This window comes from Scytonema hofmannii PCC 7110, from assembly GCF_000346485.2.
Lineage (GTDB): Bacteria > Cyanobacteriota > Cyanobacteriia > Cyanobacteriales > Nostocaceae > Scytonema > Scytonema hofmannii.
Map to the genome: position 1 here is coordinate 3,147,581 of NZ_KQ976354.1, position 14,986 is coordinate 3,162,566.

6 protein-coding genes are annotated in these 14,986 nt (G+C 41.1%); 2 read left to right on the forward strand and 4 right to left on the reverse strand.

The genetic code is table 11. The features are described 5' to 3' along the window. Positions 1–59: 59 nt before the first annotated feature. The 4 genes from WA1_RS13400 to WA1_RS13415 all read right to left on the reverse strand — a co-directional run bounded on the left by WA1_RS13400 (position 60) and on the right by WA1_RS13415 (position 10,450). Positions 60–2,609: a CHAT domain-containing protein gene (locus WA1_RS13400; RefSeq protein WP_017745263.1), complete on the reverse strand. Its 2,550-nt coding sequence runs from the start codon at positions 2,607–2,609 to the stop codon at positions 60–62. Then, positions 2,599–5,532, reverse strand: coding sequence for a two-partner secretion domain-containing protein (locus tag WA1_RS13405; RefSeq protein WP_017745264.1), 2,934 nt, complete (start codon positions 5,530–5,532; stop codon positions 2,599–2,601). The genes WA1_RS13400 and WA1_RS13405 overlap by 11 nt, the downstream gene beginning before the upstream one ends. A 154-nt stretch (positions 5,533–5,686) precedes the next feature. Next, the gene (locus WA1_RS13410; RefSeq protein WP_272819129.1) at positions 5,687–9,058 is read right to left on the reverse strand and encodes a two-partner secretion domain-containing protein; all 3,372 of its coding nucleotides are present in this window, start codon (positions 9,056–9,058) and stop codon (positions 5,687–5,689) included. A 519-nt stretch (positions 9,059–9,577) separates the two neighbouring features. Further along, positions 9,578–10,450 carry a helix-turn-helix domain-containing protein gene (locus WA1_RS13415; RefSeq protein ID WP_017745267.1) on the reverse strand — a complete coding sequence of 291 codons (873 nt, stop codon included), beginning with the start codon at positions 10,448–10,450 and terminating at the stop codon, positions 9,578–9,580. 551 nt (positions 10,451–11,001) lie between these two features. Here WA1_RS13415 and WA1_RS13420 point away from each other — a divergent pair. Continuing rightward, positions 11,002–12,717 carry a helix-turn-helix domain-containing protein gene (locus WA1_RS13420; RefSeq protein WP_017745268.1) on the forward strand — a complete coding sequence of 572 codons (1,716 nt, stop codon included), beginning with the start codon at positions 11,002–11,004 and terminating at the stop codon, positions 12,715–12,717. A gap of 35 nt (positions 12,718–12,752) precedes the next feature. After that, positions 12,753–14,963 carry a CHASE2 domain-containing protein gene (locus WA1_RS13425; RefSeq protein WP_017745269.1) on the forward strand — a complete coding sequence of 737 codons (2,211 nt, stop codon included), beginning with the start codon at positions 12,753–12,755 and terminating at the stop codon, positions 14,961–14,963. The last annotated feature ends 23 nt before the right edge of the window (positions 14,964–14,986 follow it).

Here is a 14,986-nt window from a genome sequence, read left to right on the forward strand (position 1 = left end):
CCGGGGTTCTGACACCTCAATTATCGTAATCCCTTGCAGTATTGTCACGGGTATTGAAATTAAAGCCAATTTCCTACCAAAACAAAAGTTGCCCAAAAATAAGGACGCTTTTCTTTTTTAAAGAGAGCTAATTGGGCTTTTTGAAGTGCTTTAGCTCTAGTCGCTCCTTTGTTTAATTCTTGGTACAAGTAATTCATGGTTTCACTAGTAGAAAAATCGTCTACTGACCATAAAGTTGCCACCGTACTTTCTGCGCCTGCTCTAACAGCAATTCCAGCTAATCCTAAAGCGGCTTGTCGATCGCCTGCAGCAGTTTCGCACGAACTCAGGACTAGTAATTCGATAGAATTAGAACCATTTGAGTTGTTTTTCTTTAGTAAGTCAACTAAATCTTCAATATTGAGCAATTTATCCCAAGTGAGAATAAAGGTTTTTTCGGGATTAGAACTAAATTGACTGTGAGTGGCCAAATGAACTACAGAAAAAGAAGCTGATTGCAGTTTATTTTGTAGATTGGTTTTGGTAAATTTACTATCCAGAAGTTGTTCACTCTTAGGTATCTCAACCTGGATGCGGGCTAATTCTTTCTTAACATTAGTCAATGGAGCAAATTCTTGACCTGCGACAGAGCGTTTTTCGCTCACTCCAGCCGCTAAAACCTTAATCTGTGAACTGCGTAGAGGTTTTGGTGCGACAAGTTGTAAACCAGGGACTAAAGCGATCGCATATTTCTCAACTAAATATTTCTGTTGTTGGGTATCATATAAAACTGCCATAGGAATGTTGCGTAAGGAACCATCTAGGACAAATACCAAAGTTTCTATGTTGCTGCTATTTAAATCAGCTTCTATAGGACGAATCAACCAATTGTATATCTGTTGGGATAAATGTTTAACTTGAGAAGTTCGAGTCACATTTGGTAGATCTTGTTGTAACTTAGTGACAGTACTTTCTAGCTGCTCCTGGGAGATGAGAGTTGCATAATAGCGAAGTTCTTCTTTCTGAGGCAACTTGAGAACAATCGCTAATTGGTTCTGCAGAATAATTGGATAGAGAATTGCTGTTGTTGAATCATCTTTATCAATAATTTGATCTATTGCAATTCTGGGTTTTAAACAGGCTTCTTGAAGAAAATTTTCTAGTTCTGCTAATTGTAAAGATTCAATCTTAATCCGGGCTTTTTGAAGACTATTGTTCTTTGTTAACCCAGAACTTCCCTGATTTTGCAAAAGCAATTCCACTAGTTGTCGATAGACAGGTTCGACTTTTTCTCGAAAGGAAAATTGCATCTGAGAATTAAGCGCATTCATCTCGCTCCGCAGAGATTGCAAGCTATCAGTAGCTGCATCATAAGCCGCGATCGCTCCTTTAATATCTCCTTGAGCTTTGAGGATATGTCCTAATTGCCATTGCCACTGATAGGCCACGTCTACTGCTTGGATTGCCTGAGCCTGAAAAAGTGCTTTTTGGGTAAGGGTTAGAGCTTGTGAAAACTGTTGGTTTTGTTCATAGAGCCAACCAAGATATCCAAAGGCATAAGATTCAGCACGCCGATCCCCAAGGCTTTTTGCTTGTTGAAGAGCTGTTGTTAACTCTTTGGCAATGTCATTCAAGTCAACAGTATTGATAGCAGAGTAGTGGTTGAGACAAACTAAACTTTCAGCAAAATTAATCCGAGCGGAAATTGTTGTTTGCGTGGTGGGTAAATCTTTGAGTTTCAACTCAATTTGAGGTACTAAACTCTGTGCTTTATCTAGCTCATTAATTTTGAGCAAAAGACTCAGGTGATTGAGTTGTGCTTGCACCCAATTCTCAACAGATGGAGATTGAGTTACTGCCTGCTGATAGAGTGAAACCGCTTGCTGATAAAACGAAATTTCTACACTATCTTTGGCTTGGTTACCACAACTTAAAGGACGTGAGTTTTGTGGATTGACTTTACCTTCTTGAATCTGTATTCTGTCACCTAGAGATCGTTGAGCATTCCCCAGGCTCAACAAAACAGCACTCTCGGTAGTTGGCGATGATAATTGGCGAGCGACTTGCAAACTTAAGTCTAAAACTTTTGTTGACAAATCTGGGTAATTAAGTTTTTGCAGAACATCACCAAGGCTACGCAAGCCATTAGCTTTAGTTAGGGAATTTGGTTTGGATTCAAGGGTTTGGAACCAAGAGTTTTGCAGTTTATATCTTTCATTGTCTTGGATTAATAGTCGGCAATCAGGCTGAGCAATGTTAAAGGCTTGTAATATCTGATGACAAGCTTTGAGATTCAATCCATTGGCTTGCAGGGCTTCAGCGACGTTAATCAAACTTTCAGTCTTGCCTTCCTCGTTTCCTGATTGTTTGTAAATATTAGCTGCTTTTTGCCAAATGTCTGCCGCTGCATCAAACTGTCCGGCTTCGTAGAGTTTTTTTCCTTCAATTGTTAATTTTGCAGCCTCTATTGCTAGTTCTTGTGCTGCTACTGGCTCAGGCAATAAAAGTGAGATTTTGACGAATAAAATTATACCTAATAAGATGAGGGAAATTGTTTTGAGCAGCTTTAATAACTTGCGGAGATTGCATTGCCAAGTCTTTTTCAACTTTAGTAAATGTTTAAGAACCATGGCACTCCCTTTGTTTTATCCCAAAACTATCAGATCCAGAAGTAGTAGAGGCGATTAAAATAACTTGTCCGTGCTCATCGAACCTCCAACCATTTGCCTCTACTAGGGGAGTGGTAGTTATGTCTGGAGATTGGTCTTGTTTTTCAGCAGCAATAGTGCTTCCATGAACAGCGATCGCTGGAATGCGTAACGCTTCTCCTGGCTGTGGAGGTAACCCGCCTCGTCCTGTAACAATAAATTGACTGTCTTGTTTATTTGTGGCAACTCTACCTACCGAACACCCTTGAGTAATTAGCCTACCAACATCGACTAGATTTATGGGCAAAGGGACTAACTCGCTGCTGATATCTGGATTTTCAATATTGATGACTATCTCGCCATTAAACTGGGGATTTTGTTGGGAAAAAGCGGTGATATCACTAAGTGGAGTTAGACTTTCGCGCTTTTTTAGACCAAAAATGCCCTGAGTACTAATTTTGATCAAACCACCTCTGCCTTCAAAAGCGTTAGCCGTAATATCGCTATTTTCCGAAGGAACGGCGACTAAAAAATTTGTGTTGATGTCAATATTACCACCATTGCCCCCTGCCTCCTGCTGTCCTGCTGTGGTTGAGATACCACTGTTATCCCGTAGCAATAGTATGTCTCGCACCTGCAATTGAATATTACCACCTTCACTACTAACTGTATCTGCCAATAAACGTGATCGCCCTTGGAGAGTTAGAGAGCCAGTTTGAATTCTCAAATCGCCAGCATCTCCTTGATCTTCACTGTTGACGGAAATTTCCGAGTTATTGGTAAGATTTATAAAGTTAGCAGCCTCTATTTCAATATTTCCACCTTTTCCTTGTCCTAAGGTATTAGCTGCGATCTCTCCTTGTGTTAGAGTTAGAGATCCTGCCTTAAGAATAATGTCGCCACCATTTCCAATTGCTGAGTCTGTGACTATAGTTGCTATGCCAGTATTAAAGTCTGTGTTGTTACCATCCACTATCACAGCACCCTTCACATCCACAGAGATATTTCCAGCATTTCCCCTACCTAAGGTAAAAGTATTCAAAACACCACTTTGTATTATTTTCAGCGACTCTGCTTTGAGATTAATGTTGCCACCATCTCCAATTGCTGACGATCTGACCACACTAAAGATACCACCATCAGCATTTATGGTTACAGCACCCCTAACATCCACAAAGATATTTCCACCATTGCCTCTTCCCAAAGTACTAGTATTCAATTCATTACCCTGTTCAAAAATGACGGACTCTGCCTTGATATTAATGTCGCCACTATTTCCAACTCCCGACGATCCCACTTGATTAGCGATACCACTGAAAAAGCCTCCGCCTTGTCCCTCAAGGATGACAGCACCTCTTACATCAATCAAGATGTTCCCACTATTTCCTCTTCCCGATAGAGTGGCATTTAACGCACTGCCCTGTCTTAGATTCAGGGATTCTGCTTTAATAATAATGTTGCCACTATTTCCAACTGCCGATAATCCCATTTGATTGCTAATTCTACTAGACAAGCCAACACTATTTGCCTTGTCTAAGGTAACAGCACCCCTTACATCAAGCAAGATGTTCCCACTATTTCCTTCTCCAAGAGTAGTAGCATCCAAAATACTTCCCCGTGTTAGAGTCAAGGACTCTGACTTGATATTAATGTCGCCACCATTTCCAACTGCCAAAGGTTGTACTAAATTGATAATTCCACTGGGAAGACCATTGCTACCCAAACCATCTAAGGTGACGGCACCACTTACATTCACAGAGATGTTGCCAGTATTTCCTTCTCCAAAGGTACGGGCACTCAAATCACTTCCCTCAGTCAAATTCAGTGAGCTTGCTTGAATATTAATATTGCCACTATTACCAGTAGCATCCTCACTGACTTGATTGATAACGCGGCTTGATTGAGTGAGGGATACGCCTTCTGTGGCATTTAAACTAATATCCCCTGCTGTGGTTTCTGGTGTTCCTAAACCTACTGCAATGCCAGCATTGAGAGAACTTCCTCCACTTATATCTATATTTTTGGCATGGAGAGCGATCGCGCCACCTCCATCAGCAGCAACATTAATAAAAGCCCCATTTGTCAGTGAAACATCGCCTCGCACGACTTGATTAGGAAATGTCAATGCGAGATTTGAGTCATCAACACTCAACCCTATCGTCCCTGGACTGGCGACACCTGCTAATTCCACTCGACCACCCAAAGCATTCAATCTCCCTGCATTGATGGCGATGTCCCCTCCCACTAATAGCAAGCTTTGTCCATTGGGAACTCTCAAACCAACTACAGGGTTGCTAGCGCTATCAACTCCAGCTGAAGCAATAGATCTGTTTTCGATTGACCCCGCACCAATTTGATTAAAAAACAAAGCAGAGGGATTGATTGTGAGTAAGGGCGGAGCTTCTGGGAAAGAGGCGCTGAAAAAGCCTTGCTCGCCAAACTGAATGGCATTCGCTGATGTAGCTATAAAAGAACCATTGACATCTAGACTGGCATTAGGTCCAAAGATAATTCCATTGGGATTGATGAGAAATAGGTTGGCATTGCCTAATACCCCCAGCTTTCCTAAAATCTGAGAACGATTCCTACCCGTCACCCGACTTAGAATGTTCTCAATTCCTGCTGGATTCGTAAAATAAACTGCGCGTCCTTCACCGACATTGAATTCTCGAAAACTGTGAAAAAGGTTGACCCCTCGCCGCGCTCCGCCTGCGATCGTCTCTAGAGGAGAACCATCCAAATTAGTTATCACACTGGAACTCTCGGTTCCTAGGGTATTGTCGGGGACAATATGACTTTGACTCTGGGCATAAGCACTTTTTACTGAGAGAATCATGATTGTTTCAAGCAGAGCTAACCAGATTACTAACTTAAACTTTTTCTTCCAATACCAATCGCCACTCATAGGGAACAAAATTTAGCTAAAGTCTGCTTCTGTTCATCCTATGACAACCAGAAAATTTCTTAGGTTAAGCTTAGGTAAACAACCCGAAGTTTCCTGGTAGAGCTATGACTTTCATAACTTAGTTTGCCAGATCGTTCTTCACGCTAGTAGGCGTTTAAAACCCATGGCACTCCCTTTGTTGTGTCCCAAAACTAGCAGATCCAGAAGTGGTAGCGGCGGTTAAAATAACTTGTCCGTGCTCATCGAACCTCCAACCATTTGCCTCTACTAGGGGAGTGGTAGTTATGTCTGGAGATTGGTCTTGTTTTTCCGCTACAAAAGTGCTTCCATGTACAGCGATCGCTGGAATGCGTAACGCTTCTCCTGGCTGTGGAGGTAACCCGCCTCGTCCTGTAACGATAAATTGACTTTCTTGTTTATCTGTGATGACTCTACCTACCGAACACCCTTGGGTAATTAGCCTACCAACATCGACTAGATTTGTGGGCAAAGCGACTAGCTCGTTGCTGATATCTGGATTTTCAATATTGATAACTATCTCGCCATCAAACTGGGGATTTTGTTGGGAAAAGGCGGTGATATCGCTGAGTGGAGTTAGACTTTCGCGCTTTTTTAGACCAAAAATGCCCTGAGTACTAATTCCGATCAAACCACCTCTGCCTTCAAAAGCGTTAGCCGTAATATCGCTATTTTCCGAAGGAACGGCGACTAAAAAGTTTGTGTTGATGTCAATATTACCACCATTGCCCCCTGCCCCCTGTTGTCCTGCTGTCGTAGAAATGCCACTCTTGTCGCTTAGCAGTAATATATCTCGCACTTGCAATTGAATATTACCACCTTCACTACTAACAGTATCTGCCAATAAACGCGATCGCCCTCGGAGAGTTAGGGAGCCTGTTGTAATTCCCAGTTCGCCTGCATTGCCTTGACCTTGGCTGTTCACTGAAATTTTAGCGTCATTGGTAAGATTTACAGAGTCAGAAGCCTCTATTTGGATATTTCCACCTTTTCCTTGTCCTAATGTGCTAGCTTGGATCCGCGCTCCATCACTAAGGATTAACTTAGAAGTAGGCATTGTTAAGTTAACCCTAATATTACCGCTATTCCCTTGTCCAGAGGTACTAGCACTCACAGTACCTTTCTGTGTTAGGGACAAGGACTCTGCCTTGACATTAATGTCGCCACCATTTCCGATAGCAGACGGTGCTACTTCAGTGTTGATTCCACTAGGAAAGCCATTGCTACCCTCACCATCCACTGTGATAGCACCCTTCACATCTACAAAGATATTCCCGCCATTTCCTTGTCCAAAGGTACTAGCAGTCAAACTACCTCCCTGTGTTAGGGACAAGGACTCTGCCTTGATATTAATGTCGCCACCATCTCCGACTGCCGACTCTGTCACTTGAGTGGCGATGAAACCACCAAAGCTATCGCTATTTTTACCGTCTACTGTAACAGCACCCTTCACATCCATAGAGATATTTCCGGCATTTCCTTTTCCAAAGATAGCGGTATTCAAAGTACCGTTCTGTTTTAAAGTTACGGAACCTGCTTTGATATTAATGTCACCACCATCTCCGATAGCCGACGGTAGTACTTGACTGGCGATTCTACTAGGATAGGTAACGCTGCTGCTATCTACACCTTCCAGGGTGAGGGCACCACTCACATTCACTAAAATATTCCCACTATCTCCTTTTCCAAGAGTACTGGTATTTACAAAACCGCCCTGTTTTAAAGTTAAGGATTCTGCTTTGATATTAATGTTACCACTATTGCCAATTGCTGACGGTGCTACTTCACTTCTAACTGCACTGACAAAGTCCTCGCCTTCTGCACCGTCTATGGTGACAGCACTCTTCACATCCACAGAGATATTCCCACTATTTCCTCTTCCCAAGGTAGCGGTACTCAAAAGACCTCTCCGTGTTAAAGTCAGGGATTCTGCCTTAATACTAATATCGCCACCATTTCCAACTGCTGATTCTTGAATTTGATTGGCGATTACACTATAATTGCCGCCTTTACCGTCTATTATGACAGCACCTTTCACATCAACCAAAATATTCCTACTATTTCCTTTTCCAAAAGTACTGGCAGTTACAGTACCACCCTGTGTTAAAGTTAGGGATTCTGCTTTGATATTAATATCGCCACCATTTCCAACTGCGAATGGTTGCACTAGACTCATGATTCTACTAGGAGAGCCATTGCTGTCTTCACCATCTATTGTGACAGTACCACTCACATCTACAAAGACATTCCCACTATTTCCTCTTCCCAGGGTACTAGCACTCACCAGACTTCCCCGTGTAAGAGTTAGGGACTCTGCTTTGATATTAATGTCGCCGCCATTTCCGATTGCCGATCTTTGAACTTGATTGATGATTCCACTAGGAAAGCCATTGCTGTCTTCACCATCTATTGTGACAGCACCACTCACATCTACAAAGACATTCCCACTATTTCCTCTTCCCAAAGTACGGGCGTTCAACTGGCTTCCTTCAGTTAAATTCAGTGAACCTGTTTGAAGATTGATATTCCCCGCATTGCCAGTAGCATCCTGACTGACTTGGTTGATAATACGGCTTGATTGACTGAGGGATATGGCTTGTGTAGCATTTAAGGTAACATCCCCTGCTTTTATTTCTGGTGTTCCCAAACCTGCTAATATGCCAGCATTTAGAGAACTGCCTCCAGAAAGATTAATGTTTTTGGCATGAAGAGCGATCGCGCCACCTCCATCAGCAGCAACATTAATAAAAGCCTTATTTGTCAGTGAAACATCGCCTCGCACGACTTGATTAGGAAATGTCAATGCGAGATTTGAGTCATTAAAACTCAACCCTATCGTCCCTGGACTAGCTGCACCTGCTAATTCCACTCGACCGCCCAAAGCATTTAATCCGCCTGAATTGAGTGCAATATCTCCTCCCACTAATAGCAAGCTTTGTCCATTAGGAACTCTCAATCCAAATACAGGGTTACCAGTGCTGTTAACTCCTGCTGAAGCAATAGATCTGTTTTCGATTGACCCCGCACCGACTTGATTAAAAAATAAAGCCGAGGGATTGATTGTGAGTAAGGGCGGAGTTTCTGGGAAAGAGGCGCTGAAAAAGCCTTGCTCGCCAAACTGAATGGCATTCGCTGATGTAACTACAAAAGAACCATTGACATCTAGACTGGCATTAGGTCCAAAGATAATTCCATTGGGATTGATGAGAAATAGGTTGGCATTGCCTAATACCCCTAGCTTTCCTAAAATCTGAGAACGATTCCTACCCGTCACCCGACTCAGAATGTTCTCAATTCCTGCTGGATTCGTGAAATAAACAGCGCGTCCTTCATCGACATTGAATTCTCGAAAACTATGGAAAAGATTGACACCTCTGTATGCACCTCCACTAATATTCTCTATAGGAAGACCATCCGAATTAGTTATAACTCTGGATGTCTCGGTTCCCAGGGTATTATCAGGAACAATATTACTCTGAGCTAAAGTACGTTCTACTGATGAAATCACAATTATGTCAAACAAAGTTAGGCAAATCGCTAATTTTGATTTTTTTCTGCAATGCCAACCGCTATAAGTCATGGTGCAAACTCAATCTTCATTAAAGCTAATTTTACATTTTAATGTCTACTTTTGATGATTTTATAGCAATAAGAAAAAATTTTAGGTTAATTTTAGGTAAACAACCTAGTTTGCTATATCTATCCCTGTTAAGGTAAAGGTTTTCCAACATATTAATAGGAGTTTTAGCCTTACACCTATTAAAATTCAAAAGCAAAAAAATAATTTTTGCGATCAATTTTAGGTCTAAGGGATAAGAACACAATGCAAGAATAAGCTTCCCGATTAGTACTTTCTTGGTACACCTTAACAGGGGTACTGAATGCCATTGAAGATTGTTCTACGCTAAAACACATTTAACTTGCATATTTTTAAGATTTGATAAAAAGCATCAAATTCTTCTCTCTCTTACTCTGCGCCCTCTGCGCCTCTGCGGTTTAATATGCAAATTAAATATGGAACAGCTTGCTAGATAAATTGAGCTTTTCTCCAAGCTTGAGGCGTAGTTTGATGATTCTGGCGAAACTGCCGGAAAAAATGCCCTTCATGTTGGTAGCCTACTGCCTCAGCAATCTGACTTACCGACAGGTTGCTTTCCCGGAGTAAAGTACGTGCTGCTAACATCCGGCGCTCGACAATCCAATGATTCACTGTTTTTCCTGTATGACGGCGTACCAGATTAGTTAAGTAAGCCGGACAGTAACCAACTGCTGTAGCTACATCACACAAGCTAATTGATTGATGATAACTTTCTTCAATAAAATTGAAGACTTGATTCAAAAGTGAGTCCAAAGGCAATATCGACAGAGGATATGCTGGTTCTGCTGTTTGAGTATCTGTAGATAGCTGATACTGCGAATTGTATGACTTCTGGGAGGAAGTCTGTTGTTGATTTTTTGGTAAAGCTAATGAGGAAGCCTGTTGTGACTTGATATGACAGATAAACAGATAACTATAGTTTTTGCCTTCGTACTCTACAGAGGTGACAGTGATCTCAACTGGTATACAATGACCTTCTTTTGTCTGATGTCGAGTCTCAAAGGATAAATAACGCTGCTTTTTAGCAGTGTTGCAGAAGGTTGACCAAACATTGATCAAGAAATCTAGGTTTAGGTCTTGTATACTCATAGATACCAACTCCTCATGAGAGTAATTAACCAAACGGCAAGCTGCATTGTTAACATATAAGAACTGTGCGTTTGGTTTTTGGTTTGGCTCTATCCAGAAAATTGGATCTGCTACACGATCCATCAAAAACTTAGTAAAGCGTAACTCTTCTTGTTGTAGTCGCAGTGTAACTTGAGAATTACTTTGCCTAGCAATACAGGTGCTAGAAACCATAGTTCAACCTCACTGTAAATTACGAGCTAAAGAGATTACAGCCATTTTCAGGAAAGAGACCACAGTCGTAGGGGCGCAAGGCATTGCGTCTTTACAGACGGTGTGGTTCATTTAGGTAAAAACTGCTGTAAATTGGTCAAATCTGGCCCAAAATCATACTTTGGGAAACATCAGCAAAATTCTGTTTATTACCTAGTTAACATAAAAGATTAACTTAGTTAATACAGCAGTCATGAATAAGGTTAATAAACCAAGGTTAAATTAAGTTTATGTCTTCAAAAAAATTTACAAATAAAGTTGGAATCCAATATTCTGATGATTTTTGACCTGAGTACTGAGTAAAACTAACAATCTCCTATCTTGCATAGCATATAGTCAAGCTGGAAGATGTTTTTAGAATGTATTTCGACTGAATAGAGTAAAAACTGTTTGTTTGTAATGTTTTTAGGTGGTAGCATAATATTTAAGACAATTTGTGATCCTCCTGTTTGAATAAAGTTAATACAAGAGTTAATCTGTAGGAAGTAACTTATGTATACTCTTGACCGTCGATGAATTTAGAAGAAGTCATAAAAACTATAGATAGTGTTATTCTCACCAACACGGGTCAGCATTTGAGAGATGTTGAGGCTGTTGTACTGCGAGGAGCTTGGCAAGCTAAAACTTATGAACAGATTGCAGAAACTTGTCAGTACAGCCTGGGTTACATCAAACAAGTAGCGGCTCCTAGACTTTGGAAGTTATTGTCAGAAGCCTTGGGAGAGGACATTAGTAAAACAAATTTTCGATTTATAATTGAGCGGCTGTGGGAAGGGCAACCAAAGAAAACGTTACCTTCCTCTGAATCGCTGAATTCTGTATCAGCAACAAGTATCAATAAGATTGATACAAGGCAATCTAGGGGTAGCAGCGATCGCTTAAGAAGCAGTCAGACAAAACTGCACCAAGATTGGGGTGAAGTACCGGAAATCAATATTTTCTACGGGCGCACTCAAGAACTCGCCATGTTAAAAAAATGGCTCGTAAATGACAGTTGCCGAGTAGTAGCAGTTGTGGGTATGGGGGGAATTGGCAAGACAACTCTGTCTGTACACTGCACTCGACAGATACAGCATGAGTTTGAGTTTGTGATTTGGCGAGATTTGCGAAGCACGCCATCAGTCAGCGAACTGTTGGCTGAACTAACCCGGTTTCTCTCACCTCAGTCAAACGACTATTTAATAGAAGAAGACATTGACGTTCAAATCTCTAATTTTATTAGTCTCTTACGCCGACATCGATGTCTAATCGTTCTAGATACAACAACGGGAATTCAGCAGAGTCATCATTTTTCCGGACATTATCGAGAAGGATATCAAAGTTACAGTAAGTTATTAAGACGATTAGGGCAAGAGTCTCATCGTAGCTGCTTGATGTGGATAGCTCGTGAGAAACCAAGAGAAATTGGTCTTATGGAAGGAGAAACTCGTCCAGTCCGCTCGTTATATCTCAAGGGGTTGGATTCACACGCTCAGGAAATCTTCAAAGAGAAGAATTTGTTAGATCCAAATAGTTGGGAAGACTTGATTCAACTTTATAGAGGTAATCCCTTAGCTTTAAAAATCGTTGCCAGTACGATTCAAGAATTGTTCGGTGGCAAGGTTTCTGCTTTTCTGAAACAAGAAACGATTGTTTTTGGCGAGCTGAACGATATTTTAGACGAACAGTTTGAGTACATATCGGCTCTAGAACAAGAAATTCTCTACTGGCTGGCGATTAAGTGTCAACCGATTTCCCTATCCCAATTGCGTGCAGAGATTTTAGCATCTGTGGCTCAAGCAGAATTAATCGAAGCCCTGGAATCACTTTTGAGGCGATCGCTGATTGAAAGAACTGTTGAAGAAGAAGAAGTGATATTTTCACTTCAGCAACCTGTAGTTTCTCAATACGTCCTCAACCAAATTTGTGAGCGCATTTGTACCGAGATTCGGGAATTCAGCAGAAATCAAAAAATTGAGAAAATTGAACTTTTGAGAACACTCGCCTTGGTTAACAAGACACAAACAAATAAAGAGATCTACGAAATGCAAGTCCGCTTAATTCTTAAACCCATTAAGAACCAATTATGTCATATTTTAAGAGATGAAAGTCTGATTGAGGAGCAGCTAACAAAAATTCTCTCATTTTTGCAAGGAAAAACTTCGCTAGTTGTCGGATATGCTAGAAGCAATATTGAAAGTTTGCTTTTAGAACTAAAATTGGAGCTAAGTAATATTAGCTATCGATAACAGGTAATCCCTTTTCCAAATCAAAATGTTGAAATATGAGCTACTGTATCAATCCCTGGTGTCTTTATCGCAAAAATCCCGACGATCAAGATTTTTGCCAGAACTGTGGCTCTAGCTTAATTATTAACGAGCGTTATCGTGTGATTAAGCCATTAAGAGAATTAAATCAAAATCACTATACAGAAATATTTGAAATAGATAACTTAGGAACAACAAAAGTTCTGAAAGTTTTGACCAGCAATCGCCACCGATTAGTTGAACTGTTTGAGCAAGAAGCTAGAATCCTTAAGCAGTTGAGACATCTAGGAGTTCCTCAAGTCGATACTTGTTTCTGTTTTTCTCTCAAAGATAGATGTAAACAATTGCATTGCTTAGTCATGGAGAAAATTCCAGGGCAAAATCTAGCTCATTGGTTAGAAGAAAATAGAAAATTATCTGAAGAATCAGCAATTGATTGGTTACTACAACTTGTTCAACTATTAGAAAAAATCCATAAAGAACAAATTTTACATCGAGATATTAAGCCATCCAATATCATGCTTCGTCCTGATGGGAAACTGGTTTTGATTGACTTTGGCACGGCGAGACAAGTGACTATGACTTATGTCGAAAAACTAGAATTAGGTGATATTACTCGAGTTTATTCTCTTGGATATACAGCACCAGAGCAAATTCAAGGTCAAGCCGGTTATCAGTCAGACTTTTTCGCTCTAGGACGTACTTTTGTGAATTTATTGACAGGTATACACCCCAATGATTTGCCGAAAAATCCTCAAAGCGATCGGTTAATTTGGCGAGATAAAGCACCTCATATTTCTACTGGTTTAGCAAATTTAATCGACGCTCTGATGATACCCGCGCCCCAAGAGCGACCTCTACAACCGCAGATAATTTTAGAGCAACTTAAGGTAAGCCGAAACCAAGACCTTCAGATTAATGAGTTAAGCGCAGGGAAAAAAGAGTCATTCTCGTCGAAAGCGAGAATTTTGGCTGCACGTGGCTCGATCAATACTTGGCGCAATCTTTATAAAGTAATTAGTGTGAGTTTAGCGATCGCCTTTTTTGTCATAGGGATTAGGTATCTGGGAATACTCCAACCCTTTGAGTTAAAAACTTTCGATCGCCTGATGGCGCTACGACCAATAGAACAACAAGATCCGCGTCTTTTGCTCGTAACTATCGATGAAGCTGACATTCAATATCAAAATCGGCTACAAATGCCTATTCGATGGTCTTTATCCGATCGAGCGCTTCTGCAACTTCTAGAAAAACTAGAGCAATATCAACCAAGAACTATAGGAATAGATATCTATCGTGATTTCCCCGTCAATCCTGAGTATCCCGATTTAGCAAATCGCCTGCGCTTCGACAGTCGCTTTTTTGCTGCTTGTAAAGTTCCTGCTCCTGAAGATGGTGTTCCAGATGGCATTCCCCAACCTCCAGAAGTGCCAAAATCCCGCTTGGGTTTTAGCGATTTTATTGCGGACGATGACGAAGTGGCTCGTCGCCATTTGTTACATTTAACTCTTCCCGTTACGTCTCCTTGTGCTGCAAAATATGCCTTAAGCCTCCAGTTAGCACTCCACTATTTAGATGCTCAAGGTATTAAATCACAAGTTACTGCTGATGGGCAACTACAAATTGGCAAAGTACTATTCAAGCAATTAACAACTCATATTAGTGGTTATCAAAACATAGATGCATCTGGTTATCAAATACTGCTTAATTATCGTTCTCTCCGCTCTCCTGTAGATATTGCCCAGCAAGTATCTCTTAGAGAAATTTTGGAGGATCGAGTTACCCCTGAATTAATCAACTTGGTCAAAGATCGCATAGTCATCATAGGCGTTTCTGCAGTCAGTGCTGTCGATCGCTGGAAAACCCCCTACAGTGCGACAGCAATCCCTAGTCGTAAAGAAATACCAGGAATGTTTGTGCAGGCTCAGGCGATCGCCCAAATTCTCAGCGCAGTTCTTGATGGGCGGTCTTTAATTTGGTGGTGGCCTAGTTGGCTAGAAGCCTTGTGGGTCTTTGGATGGTCATTGCTGGGGGGTATCCTTGCTTGGTGCATTCATCGTCCAGTATATCTGGGATTGGCAGTTGCAGTCGAACTTTCCCTTCTTTTCGGTATTTGCTGTATCATTTTAATCAATGCAGGATGGATACCACTAATTCCACCTGCATTAGCACTTATAATTGTCCCAGTAGTAGTTGTATACTTTAGTTCGACAGATCGCTCACCTTAATCTAGAAAATGCCAAAAATTTTA